Origin of the sequence: Asanoa siamensis (assembly GCF_016862555.1) — a bacterium.
Taxonomy (GTDB): Bacteria; Actinomycetota; Actinomycetes; order Mycobacteriales; family Micromonosporaceae; genus Asanoa; species Asanoa siamensis.
The window spans coordinates 18,621-41,629 of sequence record NZ_BONE01000027.1; the positions used below are offsets into that span (position 1 = coordinate 18,621).

The 23,009-nt window shown below is 71.7% G+C and carries 17 protein-coding genes and 2 pseudogenes; 13 read left to right on the top strand and 6 right to left on the bottom strand.

Annotated features, from left to right (window positions below; translation table 11 throughout):
• The first annotated feature begins 14 nt into the window (after window positions 1-14).
• The 3 genes and pseudogenes from Asi02nite_RS17960 to Asi02nite_RS17970 form a co-directional block, all read left to right on the top strand.
• The gene (locus Asi02nite_RS17960; RefSeq protein WP_203714404.1) at window positions 15-182 is read left to right on the top strand and encodes a DUF4244 domain-containing protein; all 168 of its coding nucleotides are present in this window, start codon (window positions 15-17) and stop codon (window positions 180-182) included.
• 221 nt (window positions 183-403) lie between these two features.
• Window positions 404-793: a TadE family type IV pilus minor pilin gene (locus Asi02nite_RS17965; RefSeq protein ID WP_203714406.1), complete on the top strand. Its 390-nt coding sequence runs from the start codon at window positions 404-406 to the stop codon at window positions 791-793.
• Between the two features lie 113 nt (window positions 794-906).
• Window positions 907-1,296, top strand: a pseudogene (locus Asi02nite_RS17970) (Rv3654c family TadE-like protein); the annotation flags it as partial.
• 12 nt (window positions 1,297-1,308) lie between these two features.
• Here the strand turns inward: Asi02nite_RS17970 and Asi02nite_RS17975 are convergent.
• Both Asi02nite_RS17975 and sftH read right to left on the bottom strand, forming a co-directional pair.
• On the bottom strand, window positions 1,309-2,433 hold the full coding sequence (locus tag Asi02nite_RS17975; protein WP_239126788.1) for an aromatic ring-hydroxylating oxygenase subunit alpha: 1,125 nt from the start codon (window positions 2,431-2,433) through the stop codon (window positions 1,309-1,311).
• Between the two features lie 941 nt (window positions 2,434-3,374).
• Window positions 3,375-5,642: pseudogene (gene sftH, locus Asi02nite_RS17980) on the bottom strand (DNA 3'-5' helicase SftH); the annotation flags it as partial.
• A gap of 117 nt (window positions 5,643-5,759) precedes the next feature.
• Between sftH and Asi02nite_RS17985 the strand changes: the two are divergent.
• From Asi02nite_RS17985 to Asi02nite_RS18020, 8 genes are all read left to right on the top strand, one after another.
• Window positions 5,760-6,107, top strand: a complete 348-nt coding sequence (locus Asi02nite_RS17985; protein ID WP_203714408.1) for an STAS domain-containing protein — start codon at window positions 5,760-5,762, stop codon at window positions 6,105-6,107.
• Window positions 6,104-6,541, top strand: a complete 438-nt coding sequence (locus tag Asi02nite_RS17990) for an ATP-binding protein (RefSeq protein WP_203714409.1) — start codon at window positions 6,104-6,106, stop codon at window positions 6,539-6,541. The genes Asi02nite_RS17985 and Asi02nite_RS17990 overlap by 4 nt, the downstream gene beginning before the upstream one ends.
• Before the next feature lie 200 nt (window positions 6,542-6,741).
• Window positions 6,742-9,105, top strand: coding sequence for a sodium-translocating pyrophosphatase (locus Asi02nite_RS17995; RefSeq protein ID WP_203714410.1), 2,364 nt, complete (start codon window positions 6,742-6,744; stop codon window positions 9,103-9,105).
• 78 nt (window positions 9,106-9,183) lie between these two features.
• The gene (locus Asi02nite_RS18000) at window positions 9,184-9,705 is read left to right on the top strand and encodes a hypothetical protein (protein ID WP_203714411.1); all 522 of its coding nucleotides are present in this window, start codon (window positions 9,184-9,186) and stop codon (window positions 9,703-9,705) included.
• The gene (locus Asi02nite_RS18005; protein ID WP_203714412.1) at window positions 9,696-10,283 is read left to right on the top strand and encodes a hypothetical protein; all 588 of its coding nucleotides are present in this window, start codon (window positions 9,696-9,698) and stop codon (window positions 10,281-10,283) included. The genes Asi02nite_RS18000 and Asi02nite_RS18005 overlap by 10 nt, the downstream gene beginning before the upstream one ends.
• Window positions 10,284-10,468: 185 nt before the next feature.
• On the top strand, window positions 10,469-13,291 hold the full coding sequence (gene topA, locus Asi02nite_RS18010; RefSeq protein WP_203714413.1) for a type I DNA topoisomerase: 2,823 nt from the start codon (window positions 10,469-10,471) through the stop codon (window positions 13,289-13,291).
• Window positions 13,292-13,301: 10 nt separating this feature from the next.
• Entirely contained in the window at window positions 13,302-14,096 is a 795-nt protein-coding gene (locus Asi02nite_RS18015) for a GNAT family N-acetyltransferase (RefSeq protein WP_203714414.1), read from the top strand.
• A 27-nt stretch (window positions 14,097-14,123) separates the two neighbouring features.
• Entirely contained in the window at window positions 14,124-14,477 is a 354-nt protein-coding gene (locus Asi02nite_RS18020) for an iron chaperone (protein ID WP_203714416.1), read from the top strand.
• A gap of 49 nt (window positions 14,478-14,526) precedes the next feature.
• Here Asi02nite_RS18020 and Asi02nite_RS18025 read toward each other — a convergent pair whose 3' ends face one another.
• Together Asi02nite_RS18025 and Asi02nite_RS18030 are read right to left on the bottom strand one after the other, a co-directional pair.
• Window positions 14,527-17,637 carry a M14 family metallopeptidase gene (locus Asi02nite_RS18025; RefSeq protein ID WP_203714425.1) on the bottom strand — a complete coding sequence of 1,037 codons (3,111 nt, stop codon included), beginning with the start codon at window positions 17,635-17,637 and terminating at the stop codon, window positions 14,527-14,529.
• A gap of 115 nt (window positions 17,638-17,752) precedes the next feature.
• On the bottom strand, window positions 17,753-18,748 hold the full coding sequence (locus Asi02nite_RS18030) for a LuxR C-terminal-related transcriptional regulator (RefSeq protein WP_203714568.1): 996 nt from the start codon (window positions 18,746-18,748) through the stop codon (window positions 17,753-17,755).
• Between the two features lie 64 nt (window positions 18,749-18,812).
• Between Asi02nite_RS18030 and Asi02nite_RS18035 the strand changes: the two genes are divergently transcribed.
• A complete protein-coding gene (locus Asi02nite_RS18035) occupies window positions 18,813-19,520 on the top strand; it encodes a PP2C family protein-serine/threonine phosphatase (protein ID WP_203714427.1) in 708 nt (235 codons plus the stop codon).
• On the opposite strand, the gene Asi02nite_RS18040 is transcribed toward Asi02nite_RS18035, so the two are convergent.
• Entirely contained in the window at window positions 19,517-20,827 is a 1,311-nt protein-coding gene (locus Asi02nite_RS18040) for a D-arabinono-1,4-lactone oxidase (protein WP_203714429.1), read from the bottom strand. The genes Asi02nite_RS18035 and Asi02nite_RS18040 overlap by 4 nt on opposite strands.
• Before the next feature lie 178 nt (window positions 20,828-21,005).
• Between Asi02nite_RS18040 and Asi02nite_RS18045 the strand changes: the two genes are divergently transcribed.
• Window positions 21,006-21,635, top strand: a complete 630-nt coding sequence (locus Asi02nite_RS18045) for a TetR/AcrR family transcriptional regulator (RefSeq protein WP_203714431.1) — start codon at window positions 21,006-21,008, stop codon at window positions 21,633-21,635.
• Between the two features lie 52 nt (window positions 21,636-21,687).
• Here Asi02nite_RS18045 and Asi02nite_RS18050 read toward each other — a convergent pair whose 3' ends face one another.
• Window positions 21,688-22,893: an amino acid deaminase/aldolase gene (locus Asi02nite_RS18050; protein WP_203714433.1), complete on the bottom strand. Its 1,206-nt coding sequence runs from the start codon at window positions 22,891-22,893 to the stop codon at window positions 21,688-21,690.
• Window positions 22,894-23,009: the final 116 nt, after the last annotated feature.

The following is a 23,009-nucleotide window of genomic DNA, read 5'->3' on the forward strand; positions in this document are numbered from 1 at the left end:
AAGGGAGTCACACCGTGCGCAAGCTCCTCGCCCGGCTGCGCGACGACGACGGCATGACCACCGCGGAGTACGCGGTCGGCACTGTCGCGGCCGTCGCGTTCGCCGCCGCACTGTTGAAGGTCGTCAGTTCTGACAGAGTGCTCGCCGCGCTTTCCGCGGTCATCAGCCGAGCGCTCGGCTGATGACCAGGGCCCGTCGCATGCGACGTGTACTCACGCGCCGGCTCCCAGGCGGCGAACCTCCGACGCCGCCGGGAGTCCTCCGGGACTCCGATGCCTCCGATGCCCGTCCTCGCGGCCGGCACGAGGAACCAACGGGTGTTTCGCCGGCCGGCCTTGGCAACCGGCCTGGCACACCCGTGGGCACCTCCGCTGCCACCGCCGCGGGTCGGCACGGAGCGCGGATGTCCCGCAGGGGGTGGCGCGGCCGGGTACGCCCGCTGCGGGCGGGCCGTGGCCGCGACCGCGGTTCGACGACGGCGGAGTTGGCAGCCGCCTTACCGGCGTTGGCGCTGCTGCTCTTCGTCGGAGTCGCCGCGGTCGCGGCCACCCAAACCAAACTGCGGTGCGCGGACGCCGCCCGCGATGCTGCCCTGGCCGCGGCGCGCGGCCAGGAAGGCACGCTGTCAGGCACCAGCACGGCACCCGACGGCGCGACCATCACGGTCACGGTCCAGGGCGACACGGTCACGGCGACGGTACGAGCGTCGGCCCGAGTGGCCGGCACCCGCCTACCGGCGATCGACGTCTCGGCGACGGCCGTGGCGGAGCGCGAACCGGACCTGCCGTGGTGAGGTCCCGGGCCGCACCGGCGGCGGTCGCGGGCGCGACGGCCTCGACGGGCGCGACGGCTTCGACGGCCGCGAGCGCGGCCGCGGCGTCGGCTGCTCCGACTGCCGGGACGGACGTGACTGCCTCTAAGGGCGTGACGGCGCCGGCTGTCGGGCTTGGCCCACCGCGGCTGGACAGAGGCGCGGCGACGGTGTGGGTGCTGGCTGTCGGCTTGGCGTTCGTGCTGTTCGGGTTGGCGTGCGCGGCAGTCGGTGTCGCGGCGATCGGCCGGCATCAGGCCCAGACCGCTGCTGATCTGGGCGCGTTGGCCGGCGGGGCGCGCGTACTGGAAGGTTCGGACGCGGCGTGTGCCCGGGCCGGCCAGATCGCCGCCGCCAACGGTGGTCGGTTGACCGGCTGCGTTGTGCACGGGTTCGACGTGGTGGTCACTGTCGAGGTGACGGTGGAGCTACCGCCGCGTGGCGCGGTGCGGATCGCCAAGGCTCGCGCCCGGGCCGGGCCGGTCACGTCGTTCGTCTCAAGTGGAGAGTTCGGCGAGCGGGTCGCGGTAGGCGCGCGCGATCAGGGTGACCCAGTCGTAGACGGCGTTCTCGTTGGGCGCCAACGGACCGGGCACGAAATGAGGTGATGACAGGCCACGCTGGACGGACTCGCAGGCCGCCCAGTCCTGGCGGTTGGTGAGGTCCCAGAAGTCGACGGCGTAGGACGGGTCGGTCACCTCGGCGGGAAACAGCCACTCGCAGGTGACCCGGCTGGCGCCCGGTGACAGCGGTTCGAGGAGGTGGGTCAGCACGTAGTCGGGATGCAGCGAGATGAGCATGTTGGGGAAGAGGCCGAGGTAGCGGACCAGGCGCGGTTCGACGCCGGCGAGCGGGATGCCGTGGGAGCGGCCGTCCAGCGACATCGTGTCCGCGTGGTCGCGTAGGTCCATCGAGCCACCGACCCAGGTGCCCGGCTCGCGCCAGTTGCTGCCGGAGTTGGGCGGTGAGACCGCGCAGAGTTCGGGGTGGATCAGCGGGCAGTGGTAGCACTCGTGGTAGTTCTCCGCGATGACCTTCCAGTTGGCCGCCACCTCGTACTCGTGGCGGGCCTTGATGACCAGGGTCTCCGGCCGGTACGGCGCGACGTGGCCGGCCAGCGCGCCCACATGTGCGGCGAACGGGCGGGCTGTGCCGGTCGCGTTGACGAACAGCCAGCCGTGCCAGTCGACGGCCGGCAGTTCGATGAGACCGTACGCGGTGGCGTCGAAGCCCTCACCCATCCGCGGCGCGGTCCGCACGCGGCCGTCGAGGCCGTAGGACCAGCCGTGGTACGGGCAGAGCACCGCGGGCCGGTCGGTCGCCGCGCCGGCGGCCAGCAGTTCGTGTCCGCGGTGCCGGCAGACGTTGGCGAACGCCCGTGGCGTGCTGTCGTCGAACGTCACGAGCACGCCGACGTCGCCGACCGTGCGGGCGTGCTGGTTGCCGGCCTCGGCGAGGAGCGCGGTGCGCCCCAGAGCCACCCACGACCCGGCGAACAGGTGGCGTTGCTCCCAGGCGAGGACGTCGGTGGCGACGTACGCGGCGGCCGGCAGCATGGTCGACGCCCCGAACGGGCGGAGCGCGGCCTCGAGCGCGGACGGTTCGATCGGCGCACCCACCATCACGCCATCATCACCGACGCTCCAGACCTCCGAAACCCGCGCGGCACGATCAGGCAGGGGATGGGGGCGCACGGCCGGCGTCGACCGGTTAGGCCGGAGCGTCCTTGGGTGACCGCACGCAGGGCTCGGTCGGTTAGGCCGCAGCGTCCGTAGGCGACCGCGAGGCAGGGGTCGGTCGGCTAGGCTGCGGCGTCCTCGGGCGAGCGCAGGGCGAGGGTCGGGCGAGCGTCGACGACAGGTTCGACCTCACCGGCGACGGCGTCGTCGTGACCGACGGCGGCTGTGGGGCCCTTGGCACGGCGGCGCCTGGCCGCGGGCACCGGGCTCGCGGCCGGTGCGGGTCCGGTCGCCTCCTTGGCTCCCGCAGCCAGTTTGGCTCGGGCCTTCGGCACCCGCGGACCGGCGGCCGCGGCGGGTCCGGCGTCATCCGAGAGCGCGCTGCGGCCAGACCGGGACCGCTTCCGCCGAGGCGCGGACCCGACCCGATCCCCGCCCGTCGCGTCACCGACCCCTTGGCCGTTGGCAGCCAACGCTTCACTGGCCGCCGCGACGTCGGTCGTCGTCGCGTTCGGTTCGCTGGGCGCCGCGGCGTCGGTCGTCATCGCGTCGGTCGTCGTGGCGTCGGTCGTCGTCGCGCCGGTCGAGGTCGCCGTCGTGTTCGCCGAGAGGCCGGCCGTCGCGTCGGCTGAGGTGTCAGCTGCCGCGTCAGGCGCTGTTCGGGGGGCAATGCTCGGTACCGCCTGAGGCGCGATCCCAAGCCCTGCCTCGGCGGCTGCGTTCGGTGCGGCCTCGGCGACGACGTGCGGTGCTGCTTCGGCGGCCACGTGCGGTGCTGCCTCAGCGGCGACCTGGGGCGCCGCTGCCGCATCGGTCCGGTCGACCACCGACGCAGGGGTCGGGCTCGCTGCGGTGGCCGACTCCGTGCCCGACCCCGACGTGGCCGCTGCCAGGTTGGAGAGGACTATGTCCAGGACCTTTACCGCTTCTGGCTTCGCCAGTGGGTTGTTGCCGTTGCCGCATTTCGGTGACTGGACGCAGGACGGGCAGCCAGCCTCGCAGCCGCACTCCGCGATTACGTCCCGTGTCGCCTGGAGCCAGGACGAGGCCGCCGCGAAGGCGCGTTCCGCGAAGCCCGCCCCTCCTGAGTGGCCGTCGTAGACGAAGACCGTGGGTAGGCCCGTGTCCGGGTGCGACGCCGTCGACAAACCGCCGATGTCCCAGCGGTCGCACGTCGCCACCAGCGGCAGCAGGCCGATCGCCGCGTGTTCGGCCGCGTGCAGTGCGCCCGGAATGTCAGCCTCGGCTACCCCGTTCGCCGACAAAGCCGCGGGGGAGACCGTGAACCAGACCGCGACCGTGCGCAGCTCCCGCGCCGGGAGGTCCAACGGCTTTGTGTCGATGACCTCGCCCGAACCATGCCGGCGCCGTTGGTAGGACACCACCTGGCTCGTCACGTCCACCTCGCCCAGGTGCATCGCGACCGGGCCCGCCACCACCGACGAACCCACCCCCGCCACCGACAGCGTCGTCACGTCGCGGGCGTGGGTCGTGTAGTCCGGCTCCTCCGCGTGGACCAGCGCGCACCCGTCCTCGAGGTCCAGCGAGTCCACGACGAAGGACGCGCCCTGGTGCAGGTAGACAGCACCGTCGTGGAGCATGAAGTGCGACGAGCCCGCGTCGGTCATCCCGAGCAACCGGCCCGTCGACGACTCCACCACGCAGATCTGCTGGCCCCCACTGCCGCGCAGGTCGATCTCGGGGCGTTTCCACGGCCGCCAGTACCAACCCGACGGCCGCCGCCGCAGCAGGCCGGCCGCGACGAGTTCCTCCAGCACCGGCACCGCGGCCGGGCCGAACAGCGACAGGTCGGCCTGCGTCAGCGGGCCCTCGGCGGCCGCGGCGCACAGCTGCGGGCCCAGCACATAGGGGTTCGACGGGTCCAGCACCGTCGCCTCGACCGGGTGGCCGAACAGCGCCTCCGGGTGATGCACGAGATAGGTGTCGAGCGGGTCGTCCCGCGCCACCAGCACCGCCAGCGCGTCGGAACCCGAACGGCCCGCCCGGCCCGCCTGCTGCCACAGCGACGCCCGTGTGCCGGGGTAGCCGCAGATCAGCACCGCGTCCAGGCCCACCAGGTCGACGCCGAGCTCCAGCGCGTTGGTCGACGCCAGGCCCAGCAGCGAGCCGGAGAGCAGACCCTCCTCCAGCGACCGCCGCTCCTCGCGCAGGTAGCCGGCGCGGTAGGCCGCCACCCGCGACGCCAGCTCGGGGGATATTTCCGACAAGGACCGCCGGGCCACGGTCGCGACCGTCTCCGCCCCGCGCCGCGAGCGCACGAACGCCACCGTGCGCACCCCGGCCGAGACGGCATCGGTCAGCAAAGAGGCCGTCTCGCGGACGGCCGACCGGCGGACTGACGCACCTTCGAGCGGCGGTTCCCACAACGCGAACGTCACCCCGCCCCGCGGCGACGCGTCCTCGGTCACCGGCTCGACCCGCAGGCCCGTCAACCGCGCCGCCGCCGTCTCGGGATCGCCCGCCGTCGCGGACGCCAGCACGAACACGGGGGTACGCCCGTAACGGGCCGCCGCCCGCCGCAACCGCCGCAGCACGTGCGCGACGTGCGAACCGAACACACCCCGGTAGGTGTGGCACTCGTCGACCACGACGAACGCCAGCCGGCGCAGGAAGGTGCCCCAGGCGGCATGCCCCGGCAGGATGCTTCGGTGCAACATATCGGGATTTGTCAGGACGAAACGCGAGTTCTGCCGGATCCACTCCCGCTCGGCCCGCGGTGTGTCGCCGTCGTAACACGCCGGGCGTACGCCAGGAACGTCCAGACCGGCGACGGACCGCAACTGGTCCGCGGCGAGTGCCTTGGTCGGCGCGAGATAGAGCACCGTCGCCCGCGGGTCGTCGACCAGTCGCGACAGCGCGGGCAGTTGATAGGCCATCGACTTGCCGGAGGCCGTCCCCGTCGCCACCACGACGTGCCGGCCCTCGAACGCGAGCGACCCCGCGACGGCCTGGTGCCGCCACGGCAGCGAGACACCCCGCGCCGCGTACGCGGAGACCACCGCCGGCGGCACCCACGACGGCCACGGCACGGGATCGCCGACCCGGGAGGCGACCTGTTCGACATGGGTGACCGGCGGCTGGGCGAGCAGGCCGGCGAGCAGGGAAGCCGGCGCCCCAACCGCTGAGGTCATGCCTGCACTCTCGCACTGATGTTCTGATCAGTCGACGCCGGGTCAGGTCATCGCTGCATACACAGCGTGTCGATGGTTAGATCGCAGGAACAAAGTCACAACAGCGGGAGGCGTTCGATGGAGCTGTCGCTCTCGACCCGGGCCCTGGGCGGGCACACCGTGCTCGAAGTCGGCGGCGAGGTCGACGTCTACACCGCCCCCCGGCTACGCGAGCGGCTGATCGAGCTCGTGGACGCCGGCGCCACCCAGATCGTCGTCGACCTCGGTCGGGTCGACTTCCTCGACTCCACCGGGCTCGGCGTGCTGGTCGGCGCGCTCAAGCGGCTCCGGCAGGCGGGCGGCGGCCTCAGCCTCGTCTGCGACAAGGAGCCGTTGCTGAAGATCTTCCGGATCACGGCGCTCGACCAGGTCTTCCCGTTGTTCGCGACCGTCGAAGCGGCCGTCGAGGCCGGTCCGGCCGAGTGATGGCGACTGTTCGTCTCTCGTTCTCCCCGGCTCCGGTGCACGTCCGGACCGCCCGCCTGGTCGGCGTGGCGGTCGCCCGTCGTGCGGGCGTCGCCGAAGAGCTGCTCGACGAGGTACGGCTCGCGATCGGTGAGGCCTGCACGCGCGCGGTCGCGCTGCACCGCCAGTACGGACTCGCCGACCTCGTGCTGGTCGAGATGTCCGACGGCGGCAACTACGTGGTGCGCGTCATCGACCGCGCGCCGATCGAGGCCGGGCTCGGCCTCGCCGCGTTGCCCCCGGACGAGCTCGCCAACGAGTCGTTGACCGACGAGGCACTGACCGTCGGTGTCGGATTCGCCCTGCTCGCGGGGTTCGTCGAGGATCTCCAGGTGCGTCCTGTCGAGGTCGGCATCGGCACCGAAGTACGCATGGTCTGGCCGGTCGGGCGCTAGCAGAGATCACGTTTTGTGCGCGACAACCCCGCGCCGATGTGAATAGCGACACTGTGTACGGCTAGAGTACGCGGGTTATCAGCTAGCGCCCTGACCTCGCCATCCGTCTGGTCGGGTGCGTCGTTGCTCTCCACATGGAGACGTCCCAAGGCCGGGCTAGTCCACCGGCGGGACGCGTTGGTCGTTATTGGAGGACATAGATGTCCGGGACCGGGACCTTGGCCGCCGACGGCGGCGGGCTGTCCCTTACCAGTGCGAACTTCTCGTACGTGATCGTCGCCTTGGTGATCGCCCTCGTGGCGCTTGGCTTCGCGGCCACGCTGCGTCGGGCGGTTCTGGCAACCGGTAAGGGCACCACCAACATGCAGGAAATCGCGGGCGCTGTGCAGGAGGGCGCCTCGGCTTACCTGCGCCGCCAGTTCAGAACGCTCGCGATCTTCGTCGTGATCGCTGTGATCCTCCTTTACGTGCTGCCGGTACACGGCGCGGACGGCAACGAGACGCTGGTCAAGCTCGGCCGCTCGCTGTTCTTCGTGGTCGGTGCGGCGTTCAGCGCGTTCATCGGCGGCGCCGGCATGGCGCTGGCGACCCGCGCGAACCTGCGCGTGGCGGCCGCGGCCCGGGAGACCGAGGGCGGCCGCGAGAAGGCGATGCAGATCGCGTTCCGGACGGGCGGTGTCGTCGGCTTCCTGACCGTCGGCCTCGGCCTGGTCGGCGCGACCGTCGTCGTGCTGCTCTACAAGGGCGACGCCCCGACGGTGCTCGAGGGCTTCGGCTTCGGCGCCGCCCTGCTCGCGATGTTCATGCGGGTCGGCGGCGGCATCTTCACCAAGGCCGCCGACGTCGGCGCCGACCTGGTCGGCAAGGTCGAGCAGGGCATCCCCGAGGACGACCCGCGCAACGCGGCGACGATCGCCGACAACGTGGGCGACAACGTCGGTGACTGCGCCGGCATGGCCGCCGACCTGTTCGAGTCGTACGCCGTGACCCTGGTCGCCGCCCTGATCCTGGGCCGGGCCGCGTTCGGCGAGGACGGCCTGGTGTTCCCCCTGATCGTCTCGGCGATCGGCGCGATCATCGCGATCGTCGGCGTGTTCATCACCCGCCTGCGGGCGAGCGACCGCAACGGCCTGCAGGCGATCAACCGGGCCTTCTACATCTCGGCGGCGATCTCCGCGGTCGCGGTCGCGGTGGTCTCCTGGTTCTACCTCAAGCCGTCGTTCGCCGAGTTCAACGGGGTGTCCCCGGAGATCGCCGGCATCACCCGCGACCCGCGCTGGGTCGCGATCGGCGCGGTCGTCATCGGCATCGTGCTGGCCGCCGCCATCCAGGCGCTGACCGGCTACTTCACCGAGGTCGAGCGGCGTCCGGTGCAGGACATCGGCAAGAGCTCGCAGACGGGCGCGGCCACGGTCGTGCTCGCCGGCATCAGCGTCGGCCTCGAGTCGGCCGTCTACTCCGCGCTGCTGATCGGCGCCGGCGTGTTCGGCGCGTTCCTGCTGGGTGGCGGTTCGCTGATCCTGTCGCTGTTCGCGGTCGCGCTGGCCGGCATCGGCCTGCTGACCACGGTCGGCGTCATCGTCGCGATGGACACCTTCGGCCCGATCTCCGACAACGCGCAGGGCATCGCCGAGATGTCCGGCGACATCGACGAGGCCGGCGCGAAGACGCTGACCGAGCTCGACGCGGTCGGCAACACCACGAAGGCCATCACCAAGGGCATCGCGATCGCTACGGCCGTCCTCGCCGCGACCGCGCTGTTCGGCTCGTACACGAGCTCGGTGGCGACGTCGCTGACCGACGCGGGCATCGCGGACGTCGACAACTACATCCTCAACCTGCTGAACATCAGCAACCCGCGGAACCTGGTCGGCCTGATCGTCGGCGCCGCGGTGGTGTTCCTCTTCTCCGGTCTCGCGATCAACGCGGTGGCCCGGTCCGCCGGCGCCGTCGTGGTCGAGGTCCGTCGCCAGTTCCGGGAGTTCCCGGGCATCATGGACGGCACCCAGCGGCCCGAGTACGGCAAGGTCGTCGACATCTGCACCCGGGACGCGCAGCGCGAGCTGCTCACCCCCGGCCTGCTGGCGATCCTCGCCCCGATCGCGGTCGGTTTCGGCCTCGGTGCCGGCGCGCTGGCCTCCTACCTGGCCGGTGCGATCGGCGCGGGCACGCTGATGGCGGTGTTCCTGGCCAACTCCGGTGGCGCCTGGGACAACGCGAAGAAGCTGGTCGAGGACGGCCACTACGGCGGCAAGGGCTCCGAGGCCCACGCCGCGACCGTCATCGGCGACACCGTCGGTGACCCGTTCAAGGACACCGCCGGCCCGGCGATCAACCCGCTGATCAAGGTGATGAACCTGGTCGCGCTGCTGATCGCGCCGGCCGTCATCACGTTCAGCGTCGGCGACGACGCCAACACCGGGCTGCGGGTCGGCATCGCCGTCATCGCGGTCGCGGTCATCGTGGGCGCGGTGGTGTTCAGCAAGCGCAAGCCCGTCGCCATCTCGGACGCCGACTCGGGAAAAGCCGATGAGGACGCCGAAGTTGAGCGGGTGAACGTCTGATCGGGCACCCCTAGGGTTGTCGAGCCCCCGGTTGACGCGTCGCGTCAGCCGGGGGCTCTTCCTTCTATGCTGCACGGCATGCGTACCCCTCGCGCAGTCCTGCCGGCTGTCCTGCTGGTGCTGGCGCTCGCCGGTTGCGGAGCCGGCCGGCCCGCGCCGCAGATCTGGGCGGCGGACGTGTGCGACGCGCTGAGCCCCTGGCGGGACGAGATCGACAGCCTGGCCTCGGGCACCCAGCAGCAGATGACGGCCAAGACCACCCCCGCGCAGGCGAAGGAGAACCTGGTGCGGCTGCTCGGCGGTGCCGAACAGGCCAGTGAGGACGCCCGGGCGCTGGTCGAGAAGGCGGGCGTGCCCGACGTCGACGAGGGCACCGCGGTCGCCGACGGCTTCGTGGGCTCGCTGGCCGGGGTGCGCGACGCGTACGGGAAGGCAAAGCGGACCATCGACGGGCTGGACACCGGCCCCGCGTTCTACGACAGCGTGCAGGTCGCGGTCGAGACCCTCAACAAGGAGTACGACGCCAGCGCGCTGGACACCAGCAAGCTCGACTCACCCGAGCTGACGCGCGCCTTCGACGAGGTCCCGGAGTGTCGCTGACGCCGCGGCAGCTCTCGCTGTTCGGCGTCGAGGCCCGCGAACCCACGCCGGGAGACCTGGCGGGCCTGCTCGCCGGGCCGGGCCAGGTGGTGCGGATGGGCGGCACGGCCCGGGTCTCGGTGGTGGTCGACGCGGCCTGGCGGGTGCACGTGCTCGCCGCCGAGCTGACCCGGCGCGGGCTGGCGCCGACCTGGTCGCCCACCGAGGTGGACGGGCACCTGGGCGTGCGTACCTCTTATTCGACCGCGCTGGCGACGCTCGGGGTCGCCTGGCTGCGGGGCGCGGTGAAGCGCCCTCCGCCGGATTTCTTCCTCGATGGGCGAAGGCTCCGCCTCTGGGTGGCAGCGGCGGGTGCGCCGGATGAGTCCGGTTTTGCCCTGAAGCTCGGCGCCAACGACGAGGGGCAGTGGGACCAGGTCGGCGCCGCGCTCGCCGCGGTCGGCCTCCCCGCCGCGCTGCTCGGGCCCCGGGCCGGCGGACCCGCCTACCGGGTGACGGGCCGGCGCCGGTTGGCCCGTCTTGCCGAGCTTGTCGGAGATCGTCCACCACCGGCCCCGCAGGAATGCTGGCCTGGGTGAACGCGTTGTCCAACTGTTCGATCGACACCGGTTCCGGTGCGGTGGCACCCGTCACCCTTATACCTGGGTGTACGGTGTCGCCGTCCACCGTCACGCTGCGCCATGGTCCGGCTCGGATGGAGTATCGCGACCTCACCGCCGTGCGCGCGTTACCTTGGACATCCACGAGCATGTGAGGGAGTGCAGTGCCGAGCAACGCCAGGAGCACCCGTCTTGTCATCGTCGAGTCACCGGCGAAGGCCAAGACGATCTCGGGCTATCTCGGCCCGGGTTACGTGGTGGAGGCCAGCCTGGGTCACATCCGTGACCTCCCGCGCAACGCCGCGGACGTGCCGGCCAAATACAAGGAACTGCCCTGGGCCCGCCTCGGGGTCGATGTCGACAACGGCTTCGAGGCCCTCTATGTCGTGTCCGCCGACCGCAAGCAGCAGATCACCAAGCTGACCAAGCTGGCCAAGGAGGTCGACGAGGTCTTCCTCGCGACCGATGAGGACCGTGAGGGCGAGGCCATCGCCTGGCACCTGCTCGAGACCCTCAAGCCCAAGGTCCCGGTCAAGCGGATGGTCTTCCACGAGATCACCCGGCAGGCGATCCAGGCCGCCGTGGCCAACCCGCGCGACATCGACCGCGACCTGGTCGACGCCCAGGAGGCGCGGCGCATCCTCGACCGGCTCTACGGCTACGAGGTGTCGCCGGTCCTCTGGAAGAAGGTCATGCCGAAGCTCTCGGCCGGCCGGGTCCAGTCGGTCGCGACCCGCATCGTGGTCGAGCGTGAGCGCCAGCGGATGGCGTTCCGCTCCGCCGACTACTGGGACATCCAGGCGACGCTGGCCGTCGACGCGGCCGCCGCCAAGGAGGGCCCGCGCACCTTCACCGCCAACCTCGTCGCCCTCGACGGCGACCGGGTCGCCACCGGCAAGGACTTCGAGCCCACGACGGGCCGGGTGAAGCCGGGGGCCGCGGTCGTGCATCTCGACGCCGACGGCGCTCGAGGGCTGGCCGCCCGCCTCGACGGGCGGCCGTTCACTGTCACGAGGGTCGAGGAGAAGCCCTACCGGCGCCGGCCGTACGCGCCGTTCATCACCTCGACGCTCCAGCAGGAGGCGGCCCGCAAGCTGCGGTTCTCGTCACAGCAGACGATGCGCACGGCGCAGCGGCTCTACGAGAACGGCTACATCACCTATATGCGTACCGACTCGGTCAACCTGTCGGAGACCGCCATCGCCGCGGCCCGCCGGCAGATCGCCGAGCTGTACGGCCAGGGCAGCGTCCCGCCGGAGCCGCGCCGCTACACCGGCAAGGTGAAGAACGCCCAGGAGGCGCACGAGGCCATCCGGCCCTCGGGCGACACCTTCCGCACGCCCGGCGAGCTCGCCAACGAGCTGTCGGCCGAGGAGTTCAAGCTCTACGAGCTGATCTGGCGGCGGACCATCGCGTCCCAGATGACCGACGCGGTCGGCATGTCGGTGTCGATCCGGATCCGGGCCGTGTCGGTCGCCGGCGAAGAGGCCGACTTCGGCGCCACCGGCAAGACCATCACCGACCCGGGCTTCCTGCGGGCCTACGTGGAGTCGTCCGACGACGAGCACGCCGAGGCCGAGGACGCCGAGCGGCGCCTGCCCAACCTGGTCAAGGACCAGCCGCTGACGGCCGAGCAGCTCGAGGCGATGGGGCACAGCACCCAGCCGCCGTCGCGCTACACGGAGGCGTCGCTGGTCAAGCAGCTCGAAGAGCTGGGCATCGGCCGCCCGTCGACCTACGCGTCGATCATGGCGACCATCCAGGACCGCGGCTACGTGGTCAAGCGCGGCCAGGCGCTGATCCCGTCGTTCCTCGCGTTCGCGGTCGTCGGGCTGCTGGAGGGGCACTATCCCCGGCTGGTCGACTACAACTTCACCGCCGCCATGGAGAACGAGCTCGACGAGATCGCCGGCGGCGACATGGCCGCGACCGCGTTCCTGACCTCGTTCTACTTCGGCAGCGACGTCTCCGCCGACGGCACGATCGCGGCCTCGGGCGGGCTCAAGAAGCTGGTCACCGACAACCTCAGCGAGATCGACGCGCGCAGCGTCAACTCGATCCCGCTGTTCCGCGACGACCAGGGCCGCGACGTCGTGGTCCGGGTCGGCCGCTACGGCCCTTACCTGCAGCGGGCCACCGACCACGCGGCGGCCAACGGCAACGGTGACGGCGCCGAGCACGAGGACCGGGCGTCCATCCCGGAGGGCCTCGCGCCCGACGAGCTGACGCCGGAGAAGGTCGACGAGCTGTTCCTCGGCGGCGGCGGTGAGCGCAGCCTGGGCACCCACCCCGAGACCGGCGAGGACATCGTCCTCAAGTCCGGCCGCTACGGGCCCTACGTGGCCAGTGGCGAGCGCAAGTCGTCGCTGCTCAAGTCGCACACGCCCGACGGGCTCTCGCTCGAGGAGGCGTTGCGGCTGCTCTCGCTGCCGCGCGTCGTGGGCGCCGACACCGACGGTGTCGAGATCATCGCCGCCAACGGCCGGTACGGCCCGTACGTCAAGAAGGGCGACGAGTTCCGCTCGCTGGAGTCCGAGGAGAAGCTCTTCACGGTCACGCTCGACGAGGCCAAGGCGCTGCTCGCGGCGCCCAAGACCCGGCAGCGCCGGGCCGCCGCTCCGCCGCTGCGGGAGATGGGCGCCGACCCGCTGACCGAGAAGCCGCTGGTGATCAAGGACGGCCGGTTCGGGCCCTACGTCACCGACGGCGAGTTCAACGCGTCGCTGCGCCGGGGTCAGACGCCGGAGTCGCTCTCCCTCGAGCAGGCGTCGGAGATGCTCGCCGAGAAGCGGGCCAAGGGTCCGGCGCCGCGCAAGAAGGCGACGAAGAAGGCCGCCACCAAGGCCACGGGCACGGCCGGCGCCGCCAAGAAGACGGCGGCCAAGAAGACCACCGCCAAGAAGGCGACCGCGGCCAAGAAGACCACGGCAGCCGCCAAGAAGGCGGCTCCGAAAAAGACGACTGCGGCCAAGAAGACGACCGACTAGCGTCTGGTCGATGTGGACGACCACATCGCACGTCGACGAGTTCCGCACCGCGGCGGGCGCGGGCCTGCTCGCCCGCCCGGTGGAGAACACGCTGCTGCTGACGATCGCCGCCAAGGTGGCCGCGGCCGACCCGGGTGACACCGCGCCGGTGTTCGGCTGGCACCCCGACGGCAGCGCCTTCGTCTGGACACCGCCGCGGCCGCTGCTGCTCGGCGGCACGGCCACCGTCGCGGCGGCGGCCTCGTTGGCGGCGGTGCTCGACGGCGTCCCGGCCGTCAACTCCACCGACGAGGGGGCGCGGGCCTTCTCCGACGCGTGGTGCGCCCGGACGGGCGCGACGGCCAGACCCGGGCGCCGGTCCAGGCTGTTCCGGCTGGGCGACCTCGTGCCGCCGGCCGGCGTTCCCGGCGTCGCGCGGGCAGCCGGCCCGGCCGACCGCGACCTGCTGACGGCCTGGCTCGTCGCCTTCGGCGAAGAGGCGCACGAGCCCCTCACCGCGGCCGCCGAGACCGTCGACGCCGCCCTGCGGGGCGGCTTCTACACCGTCTGGGAGTGCGACGGCGTCGCGGTGTCCCTGGCCGGTGTGCGGGCGCCGGCCGGCGGCGTCGTGCGGGTCGGGCCCGTCTACACCCCGCCGGCCCACCGCGGCCGAGGGTTCGGCTCGGCGGTGACGGCGGCGGTCAGCGCGGCCGCCCGCCCGCACGAGGTGGTGCTCTTCACCGACCTGAGCAACCCGACGAGCAACTCGATCTACGCGAAGATCGGCTACCGCCCGGTCGAAGACCGCCAGATCTACGAGTTCTGAGCGCCGGGATCCGGCATCCTGGACGGCATGGCCGCCAAGTTCGCGAGTGTCGACGACTACCTCGACGCGTTGCCCGCCGAGCAGCAGGAGATCGCCCGGCGGATGCGGCAGACCGTGCTCGATGCGCTGCCCAGCAGCGGCGAGAAGATCAGCTACAACATGCCGGCGGTGACGGTGGACGGCACGGTGCTCGTCTACTACGCCGCTTGGAAGAAGTTCATCTCGCTCTACCCGGCGCCGCGGGCCGACGACGACTTCGAGCGGGCCGTGGCGCCCTACCGCGGCGCCAAGGACGCCCTGCAGTTTCGTTGGACCGAGCCGATCCCGTGGGACCTGGTCACCCGGGTCGTCCGCGTCATGCACGACCAGCGCGGAAGCTGACGGGGCCCGCTCCGCCGAGACGGAACGGGCCCCACCTGTTGCCAGGAACTCAGCCGAGCAGGTGCCGGATCGCGCGCTTGACCAGGTCGTCGCGCTGCGCGGGCGCGAGGCCCTCGAAGCCGAACCCGGTGTAGACGCTGTCCTGCGTGGTGATCACGGCGCCTTCCTCGAACCCGAGCTGGGTGCGGCTCCAGTCGGTGACGTTGGGCGCCGAACCCGGCGGCGGGCCGAGCACCGTGAAGCCGCCCAGGTCGGTCTCGAACCCGGTCGACGCGAGCGTGGCCCCGTCGGCGACGACCCGCACGTCGTCGACGAACGCGGCCAGGCCCTCGGTGCCCCAGTCGGTCATGTAGGTGATGGAGAGCTCGACCTGCTTGCCCGCGTACGGCGTCAGGTCGACCACCCACTCCTTCCAGCCGCCGGACGAGCCGGTGGCCGCGTGCCACGCCCCGGACGTGCCCGTGGGCAGGCACGGCTCGTCGGTCGCGGTGAAGGTGACGTAGTGGTTGAGCTGCGGGTGCAGCCGGCCCGGCGAGTTGGCGGCACAGCTGTCACCCGTGTTCTGGGTGGTCTTGCCGTTGACGTCGGGCAGGGTCGTCCAGTCGTCACCGCCGGCCGTACGCGCCTCCACGAACATGAAGTCCCAGTTCGTCTCGATGTCGTACGACGTGAAGAAGCGCAACTGGCCCGAGGACTTGCCGGTCAGGTCGACCGTGCGGCCGAGCCGCTTGTAGGCCTCGTCACCGCGCCCGCTGAAGGCGTAGTAGTCGCCCTCGTAGGGGTCGAACGGCGGCGCACCCGGCCGGACCCAGCCCACCGGAGCGGAGCTGGTGCCGAACCACGGGAACTCGTCCTGCGGCAGGATGCTCGACGTCGCCAGGAACGACGCGGTGTGGTCCTGGTTCTCGGCGGAGCCCGGGGCGTTGAGCGTGCCCTGGAAACCGGTGAACCGCCCGCCGGTGCCGTTCAGCGGCAGCGGGTTGCCCTCCTCGTCGGAGCCGGACCCGTCGACGTACGCGTAGGCGCCCAGCCAGTACTGCTGGAAGTCGTTGAACAGCGGCAGGCACGGCGGGTCGTGCGGGTCGGTGCACTCGGGCTGCGCCGGCACGTCGGGCTCGTAGTAGTAGGAGCCGTTGATGTTCTGCGCGTACATCGCGTTCTTGCCCGTGATGAAGATCTTGCCGCCCTCGTTGACGTAGTCGCGCACGGCGAGCTCCGTCTCCAGCGCCGACTTCGCGGCCGTGCCGGGCACCTGGCCCTGCGCCCGCGGGATGACGTCGTCGCCGGTCTCCCACACGACGGCCTTGTAGTGCGACAGCACACCCAGCGGGTGCGGTGCCTTGCGATCGCGGGTGTCCATGTCGTAGACGTCGCTGCTGCGCCCGGCGGCGGTCAACGCCGCCTGCATCTCGTCGGCGTACTTCGCCGACGTGCCGGTCTGCGCCGGGCTGAGGCCCGTCACGTCCTCGGCCGCCAGCACCAGCACGTCGCCGCCGATGTCCTGCGACACCGTGTAGGTGAAGTGCGAGCTGGCCACGGGGCCCTTGCCCGGCTTCTTGCCGCTGAACCAGACCTCGACCGTGTCGCCCTTCTTGGCCTTGGTCACCGTGCCGCGCAGCTCGGCGTAGTAGTCGTCGCCCTCGTTGCCGTAGCGCTCACCGCCGCGCCATTCGCGGACGCTCGTGGTCTGCGGCCGGCCGCCGTTGACGGTGTAGTGCATCCGCACGTCGCGCAGCGCCCGCCGGGCGGTCACCGCGACCGGCTGCCGGGTGCCGTAGGAGAAGTCGAACGCGTCGACCACGAAGTCGGGGGTCGTGCGGCCGACCGCCGACACCGGGTCGTCCGGGTCGAGCGCGGAGCGGCCGGTGGCGATCGCGAACGGGATGTTCTTCTGGAACTCCGCCTCGATCAGGTCCTCGTCGTCCGGGAAGATGAAGTCGCTGACGCAGTCTTCCGCCAGCCACTCGTCGTCGGGCACCGAGTCGGCCGCGGCCGCGCAGGTGCTCATCTCGGGCGTGAAGCCGAGGCCGCCCCAGCGGGCCGACAGGCCCGAGTCGGCGTCACCGTTGGTGGTGTAGAGCTCGGCGGAGATGTCGGGGTCGTAGCCCGGCACCGCGGGGTGCGCGTCGTCGCCCGCCATCGTGATCGAGATGACGTCGTCGGGCGTCGGGGTGCTGACCTGCCAGCCCACGCCGTAGAGCAGGAGCTGGGCGGCCGAGTGGTAGTTGATGAAGAACTCGGGCCGGATCTTGCTGTAGAGCGAGTGCAGCGCCTTGGTCTCCGGCTCGGAGTCGGGCGCCGGACCGCGGTAGGTGTCGCTGGTGATCTGCGGCGACGAGCCCTCGTTGTCGTAGCCCCACTTGTAGCCGAAGTTGCGGTTGAGGTCGACGCCGTCGAGCGTGGTGATCTGGCCGTCACCGTCGTTGTCGCGCAGGTTCTTGCGCCACAGCCGGTTGTCCTCGGTGAACGTGTAGTCGTAGCCGTCGGCGTTGTGCACCGGCAGGAACCACAGCTCGGTCTTGTCGACCAGGTTGGTGATCACCGGGTCCTTGCCGTAGTTGTCGAGCACGTAGTGCATCAGCCGGCGGGTCATCTCGACGGTGATCCACTCACGGGCGTGCTGCGCGCCCATGTAGAGGGTCGCCGGGCGGGAACCGTCGCGCACGTTCTTCGCGTTCTTGGTCACTCGTACCGCGGTCATGGTCTTGCCCTGGGTGGTCTTCCCGAAGTTGACCACCTCGGCGAGCTTGGGATAGCGGGCGGCGGTGGCGACCAGCTCGTCGCGGATGCCGCCGGGAGCGCTGTAGGGCCGGAACGCCTCCCAGCCGGCCCGGGCCTGCTCGCGCAGTGCCTGCGAGGCCGCCTTGCCGCGGACCTTCTTGACGGACAGCTTGACGCCCTGGTCAGCGAGCCGGTCGGCGTTCCGCTCGCTGAGCACGGCCTCGACCCGGGTGTTGGCCCCGTCGGTGCCGACGGTGACCTCCTCGGCGTCGACGCCGGCCGCGCGCAGCTCGTCGAGCTGTGCCGGCGTCACCGTGCCGACGTAGACCTCCAACTGGTCACCCGCACCGGGCGCCGCCGCCCGGGCCGGCGATGCCGCGAGCATCGCGGCGACCACCGTGGCGGCGGTCGCAGCCGCCAGCCATCGTCTAGATCTCATCCATCCCCCTCGCTCATGACAAAGGGGCTCCTCCACGTCGAAGAGCACCAATGTGGAGCCTGCCGACTGCGTAGGCGCCGGTCAATGGATGGCTACCCTCGACGGAACCCTACGGTTACGGCTGGCTACGCGGGGTCAACGAGGCAGTGGGGGACGTGTGGCGGACCGCCCAGAGCGCGGCCTCGGTGCGCGATGTCGTGCCCGTCTTGCGCAGCAGGTTGGAGACGTGCACGGTGACGGTCCGCACGGAGATGCCGAGCGCCCGCGCGATCTGCTTGTTGGCCATGCCGTCGCGCAGGCAGACCAGCACCTCGGCCTCGCGGGCGGTCAGCTCCGCGGCGGCCGGATCGGCGGGCCGCGCAGGCGCGAGCAGGGCGGCCATGTCGTCGGCGGGCGTCGTGGCGACGAGCTCCGTCAGGCGGTACGCGTTGCCGCCGGTCCGCTGCCACACCTCGCGCGCGGCGCCGGGCGGGATCTCGCGGTCCGGGTAGACCTGCGCCAGCACCGCCGCCACGTCGGCCGGCCGCAGCGGGCCGAGGTGGGCCCGGATCGCGCCCGGCGTGCCGGTCAGTCGGGCCAGGGTCCGGGCGACCAGTGGGTCTGCACTGGGCCGGCTGGTCACCAGCAGCAGGGCCGGCAGGCCCGGCGCCGCCGCGAGCTCGCCGACGAGGTTGAGGCTGGCCGGGTCGAGGGCGTGCAGGTCCTCGACCACGAGGACGGCGGGCCCGGCACCGGCCAGGTGGCGGACCACCCGCGTGGCGACCCGCAGCAGCGCGCCGGGCGCGAACCGCTCGACCGGGGCGGCGTCGTGCTGGGCGAGCCAGGCGAGGGCGGGGCCGGGTGCGGGCAGGCCGCGGGTGTCCCGGCCGCTGAGGACGGCGGCCAGCCAGTCGTACGGCGCCGGCGAGTGGATGCGGGCCTGACCGGCGAGCACGGTGCCCGGTGTCGGGTCGAGTTCCGCGAGCACGGCCGCCAGCAACGCGCTCTTGCCGGTGCCCGGATCGCCGGTGAGCACGGCGACCCGTACGCCGGCGAGGTCACCGGCGACCGTGGCCCAGGCGGCGGCCAACTCGGCGCGTTCCCGCGCTCGCCCGACCATCGTCACCGGCATCACGCACACACCCTACGAAACAATGCGTAGAGACTGCGATCGACGGGTTTGAGATGCTCGTACCATGCCCCGCTTGATCTTGCGTGCTGTGACCGTGACCGACGTCGGCCCGGCCCGGCCCAACAACGAGGACGCGGCGTTCGCCGGGCGCCGCCTGGTGGTGATCGCCGACGGCGTCGGCGGCATGCCGGCGGGCGAGATGGCCAGCGAGATCGTCATCGAGGCGCTGCGCGGGCTGGAGGACCAGGACACCCCCGACCCGGCCGGTGCGCTGGCCGGCGCGGTCGAGCAGGCCAACGCCCAGATCGCCGCCGAGCACCAGGGCGCGGGCACGACGGTCACCGCGGGCCTGCTGCAGGGCGACTACCTGGGGCTGCTGCACGTCGGCGACTCCCGTGGCTACCTGCTGGCCGCCGGCGCGCCCGAGATGGTCCGGTTGACCCGCGACGACACGTTCGTCCAACTGCTCGTCGACCGGGGCGCGCTGACCGCCGAGGAGGCGCGGGGGCATCCGCGCCGCTCGGTGATCACGCAGGCGGTGCAGGGCGACAGCTACAAGGCGGCGACGGCGCTGCTGCCGGTGGAGGCCGGCGACCGGGTGCTGCTGTGCAGCGACGGCCTGTCCGACTACGTCGAGGACACGGTCATCGGGCGTACGCTGCGCGAGGTCGTCGATCCTGACGCGTGCGCCCGGCAGCTCGTGGCGCTCGCCCTCGCCGCCGGCACCTACGACAACGTCACCGTGGTCGTGGCCGACGTGGTGACCGCCTAGGCCCCGAGCACCCGCTCGGTGTAGGCGTTGGCGAAGACCCGATCGGGGTCGAGCCGATCGCGCAGCGCGACGAACTCGTCGAAGCGCGGATAGACGGGGCGCAGCGACTCGGCGTCGCGGTAGTGCAGCTTGCCCCAGTGCGGCCGGCCGCCGAGCTCGCGGGCGAGGCTCTCCACCGCCCGGAAGTAGGGCTCGTAGGGCGCGCCGGCGAACTGGTGCACGGCGACGTAGACCGAGTCGCGGCCGTAGCCGTGGGAGAGCGGGATGTCGTCGGCGGCGGTGAACCGCACCTCGACGGGGAACTGCACCTTGAACGGCAACGTCTCGATGATCCGGGGCAGCGCGCCCAGCACCGTCGGGAACGCGTCGCGCGGGAAGCCGTACTCCATCTCCGTGAATCGCACCCGGCGCGGCGTGCAGAAGACGGTGTCCGACCGTCCGGTGTAGACGCGCTCCGTGAGCGCGCGGGCGGAGATCGCGTTGATGGGGGCCACCGCGGCCGGCAGCGCGCGGCCCAGCCGGCAGGCGCCCGCGAACACGGTGTTGGCCAGGAAGTCGTCGTCGAGCCAGCCGCGCCAGCCCGGCAGCGGCCGGTCGTGGGCCGGCACCCGGTTGTTGGTCTTGACCTGGACCCGGTCGGTGTACGGGAACCAGTAGAGGTCGCAGTGGTCGTTCTCGGCGACGAGATCGGGCCAGCCGGTGAGCACGTCGGCCAACCGGCCCGGGCGCTCGTGGGCCCGCAGGGTGAAGGCGTCGACGCAGCGCAGCGTCACCTCGGTGAGCACGCCTAGCGCGCCGAGCCCGACCCGGGCGGCCGTGAAGACCTCCGGGTGGTGCTCCGCGTCGCAGCGCAGCACCTCGCCCGTGCCGGTGACCAGGGTCAGGCCGACCACGAACGTGGACAGGCAGCCGTACGCCGCGCCGGTGCCGTGCGTACCGGTGGAGATCGCGCCGGCGACGGTCTGCGCGTCGATGTCGCCGAGGTTGGGCAGCGCGAGGCCGTGGCTGGCGAGCAGGGCGTTGAGGGTCGCCAGGGTCATGCCGGCCGGCACCGTCACGGTCCTGGCCTCGCGGTCGACGTCGACCGGGCCGGGCAGCGCGGTCAGGTCGACCCGCACGCCGTCGGTGACCGCGATGTCCGTGAAGGAGTGGCCGGAGCCGACGGGCTTGAGCCGCCCGCCCGTCTTGATCAACTCGACGAGCGCGTCGAGGTCGCGGGGGCGCTCCGCGCGCGCGGTGGCCTGCTGGTTGCCGGCCCAGTTGCGCCACTGCGCCACGCTGGTCGCGGCGGCTCGACTCGCGGTCATGGCGGCCTCCACAATATGAACAGCTTTCATATCAGTGTTTAAGCGCGCGCGTAAGAGTGTCCTGTCAAGAGTCCCCGCAAATACCGCCCTTCTGCTGAATACCTCTCATCCGGGTTGCTCGTTGATCCGAGTAACGTTCCCCCCGCGCGGGGCCGAAAGAGGAAGGATGTGGTGAGGCATGACGACATCAGCCGTCACCACGGGCCCGCTGCGCCGGGTGCCGGTGCAAGGCCGCAGTGTGGCCCGCGTCCAGCGGATGCTCGACGCGTGCGCCGAGATCGTCGACGAGGTCGGCTACGAGGGCCTGACGACCACATTGCTCGCCGAGCGTGCCGAAGTGGCGATCGGTTCCGTCTACCAGTTCTTCCCCGACAAGCGGGCCATCGTGCAGGCGCTGACGCTGCGCAACATGGAGGCCTACCTGGAGCGGTTGGCCAACCGCTTCGGCAGCGGCACGTTCGCTGACTGGTGGGAAGGCGTCGACGCCGGCATCGACGAGTACATCGAGATGCACCGCACCGTGCCCGGCTTCCGGACCCTGCACTTCGGCGACGTCGTCGACGTGCACCTGCTCGACGAGGAGCGCGACAACAACGCGGTCATCGCCGAGCAGCTCGCCCGGCTGCTCGTCGAGCAGTTCCACGTCGCCGACGAGCCACGGCTGCGGTTCGCCCTGGAGATCGCCGTCGAGGCCGCCGACGCGTTGATCAAGCTGGCCTTCCGGCGCCGCACCGAGGGCGACGAGCGGGTCCTCGCGGAGGCCAAGGCGCTCATCCGCGAATACCTGCACCGGCACGTCTCGGTGTAAGGAACGGTCCGTTCTTAACGCTTTCCGTATAAGAACGGACCGTTGCTAACGCTTAGAGGAAGGCGTGGCCCTCGCCGCGGTAGGTGGGCTCGACGGCGATCACCGTGTCGTCGTCGATCAGGTGGAGCTCGTTGACGTGCTCGGCGAGCTCACCCGCCTTCGCGTGCCGGAACCAGACCCGGTCGCCGACCCGCAAGGAGTCGGCGGCCGGGCCGCGCAGCGGGGTCTGCACCTCGCCGGCGCCCTCGGTGCCGATCATCTTCAGGCCCGCCGGCAGCCACGGGGTCGGTTGGCGGCTCGGCTCGGCGGGGCCGGACGCGATCCAACCGCCCCCCAGCACGGTCACCAGGCCGGGTCCCGGCCGGCGGACCACCGGCTGGGCGAAGAACGCGGCCGGTGTCGGCCGCCAGGCCGTGTACGCGTCGAACAGCGTGGGCCCGTAGAGGCCGGAGCCGGCGGTGATCTCGGTGACCGACGGGTCGCCGCCGGTCAAGCTGACACTGCCGGTGCCGCCGCCGTTGACGAACTCCAGCTCGGTGACGGCGCGGACCGCTTCCACCACGGCACCGCGCCGGTCCAGCAGCTCGCGCCAGGACCGCCGCTGCATCGCCCGGATCGCGAGGGCCCGGGCGCGCCGGCCGGGTGGCGCGTCGCCCAGGCCCGCGATCTGGGCCTCGTACGACATGATCCCGACCAGCTTGAACGCCGGTCGCTTGGCGATCGCCTCGGCGAGCGCGCGGGCCTGGTCGGGCGCGTGCACGGGGGAGCGGAACACGCCCAGGTGAACGCGTCCACCGGCGAGCCGGTAGGAGGCGTCGAGGTCGACGCAGAGCCGGATCTCGGTGCCGCCGGTCGTCGACTCGAGGAAGTCGAGTTGCTCGACGTTGTCCACCATCAGAGTGACACCGGTCCGCAGGCGCTCGTCGCCGGCCAGGTCACGCAGGGCGGCCCGATCCGCGGTCGGATAGGCGACTACGGCGTCGTCCGTAACGCCCGTCCGGACGAGCCAGTTGGCCTCGGCGAGCGTGTACGCGAGCACGCCGTGCCAGCCCGGACGACCAAGCACCCGGGAGAGCAGCGCGCGGCAGCGCACCGACTTGCTGGCCACCCGCAGCGGCTTGCCGGCGGCGCGGCTGACCAGGGCATCCGAGTTGGCGTCGAACGCCGCGAGGTCGACGACGGCGCACGGCGGGTCGAGCTCCGCGGTGGCCTTGTCGAACCTTGCCCTTTGGGACGTTTCGGGGGTTTTACCGGACACATCTGCACCGTAGCGGGTGGGAATGCAATGCGAAACACCCTCGTGTACGCGGCACCCTTACGGGCGTATCGGGGCAGCTAGGGTCAGGGATCGACCGGAAGGCGGCGTGGCCCGTA

What these genes read in the sequence shown, in the direction of transcription:
- Asi02nite_RS18045 (WP_203714431.1), top strand. Translation starts at nt 21,006, where the DNA reads ATGACGACATCAGCCGTCACCACGGGCCCGCTGCGCCGGGTGCCGGTG.
- Asi02nite_RS18025 (WP_203714425.1), bottom strand. Translation starts at nt 17,637, where the DNA reads ATGAGATCTAGACGATGGCTGGCGGCTGCGACCGCCGCCACGGTGGTC.
- Asi02nite_RS17965 (WP_203714406.1), top strand. Translation starts at nt 404, where the DNA reads ATGTCCCGCAGGGGGTGGCGCGGCCGGGTACGCCCGCTGCGGGCGGGC.
- Asi02nite_RS18000 (WP_203714411.1), top strand. Translation starts at nt 9,184, where the DNA reads ATGCGTACCCCTCGCGCAGTCCTGCCGGCTGTCCTGCTGGTGCTGGCG.
- Asi02nite_RS18030 (WP_203714568.1), bottom strand. Translation starts at nt 18,748, where the DNA reads ATGCCGGTGACGATGGTCGGGCGAGCGCGGGAACGCGCCGAGTTGGCC.
- Asi02nite_RS18015 (WP_203714414.1), top strand. Translation starts at nt 13,302, where the DNA reads ATGTGGACGACCACATCGCACGTCGACGAGTTCCGCACCGCGGCGGGC.
- Asi02nite_RS18040 (WP_203714429.1), bottom strand. Translation starts at nt 20,827, where the DNA reads ATGACCGCGAGTCGAGCCGCCGCGACCAGCGTGGCGCAGTGGCGCAAC.
- Asi02nite_RS18020 (WP_203714416.1), top strand. Translation starts at nt 14,124, where the DNA reads ATGGCCGCCAAGTTCGCGAGTGTCGACGACTACCTCGACGCGTTGCCC.
- Asi02nite_RS17995 (WP_203714410.1), top strand. Translation starts at nt 6,742, where the DNA reads ATGTCCGGGACCGGGACCTTGGCCGCCGACGGCGGCGGGCTGTCCCTT.
- Asi02nite_RS17975 (WP_239126788.1), bottom strand. Translation starts at nt 2,433, where the DNA reads ATGGTGGGTGCGCCGATCGAACCGTCCGCGCTCGAGGCCGCGCTCCGC.
- Asi02nite_RS18035 (WP_203714427.1), top strand. Translation starts at nt 18,813, where the DNA reads ATGCCCCGCTTGATCTTGCGTGCTGTGACCGTGACCGACGTCGGCCCG.
- Asi02nite_RS17985 (WP_203714408.1), top strand. Translation starts at nt 5,760, where the DNA reads ATGGAGCTGTCGCTCTCGACCCGGGCCCTGGGCGGGCACACCGTGCTC.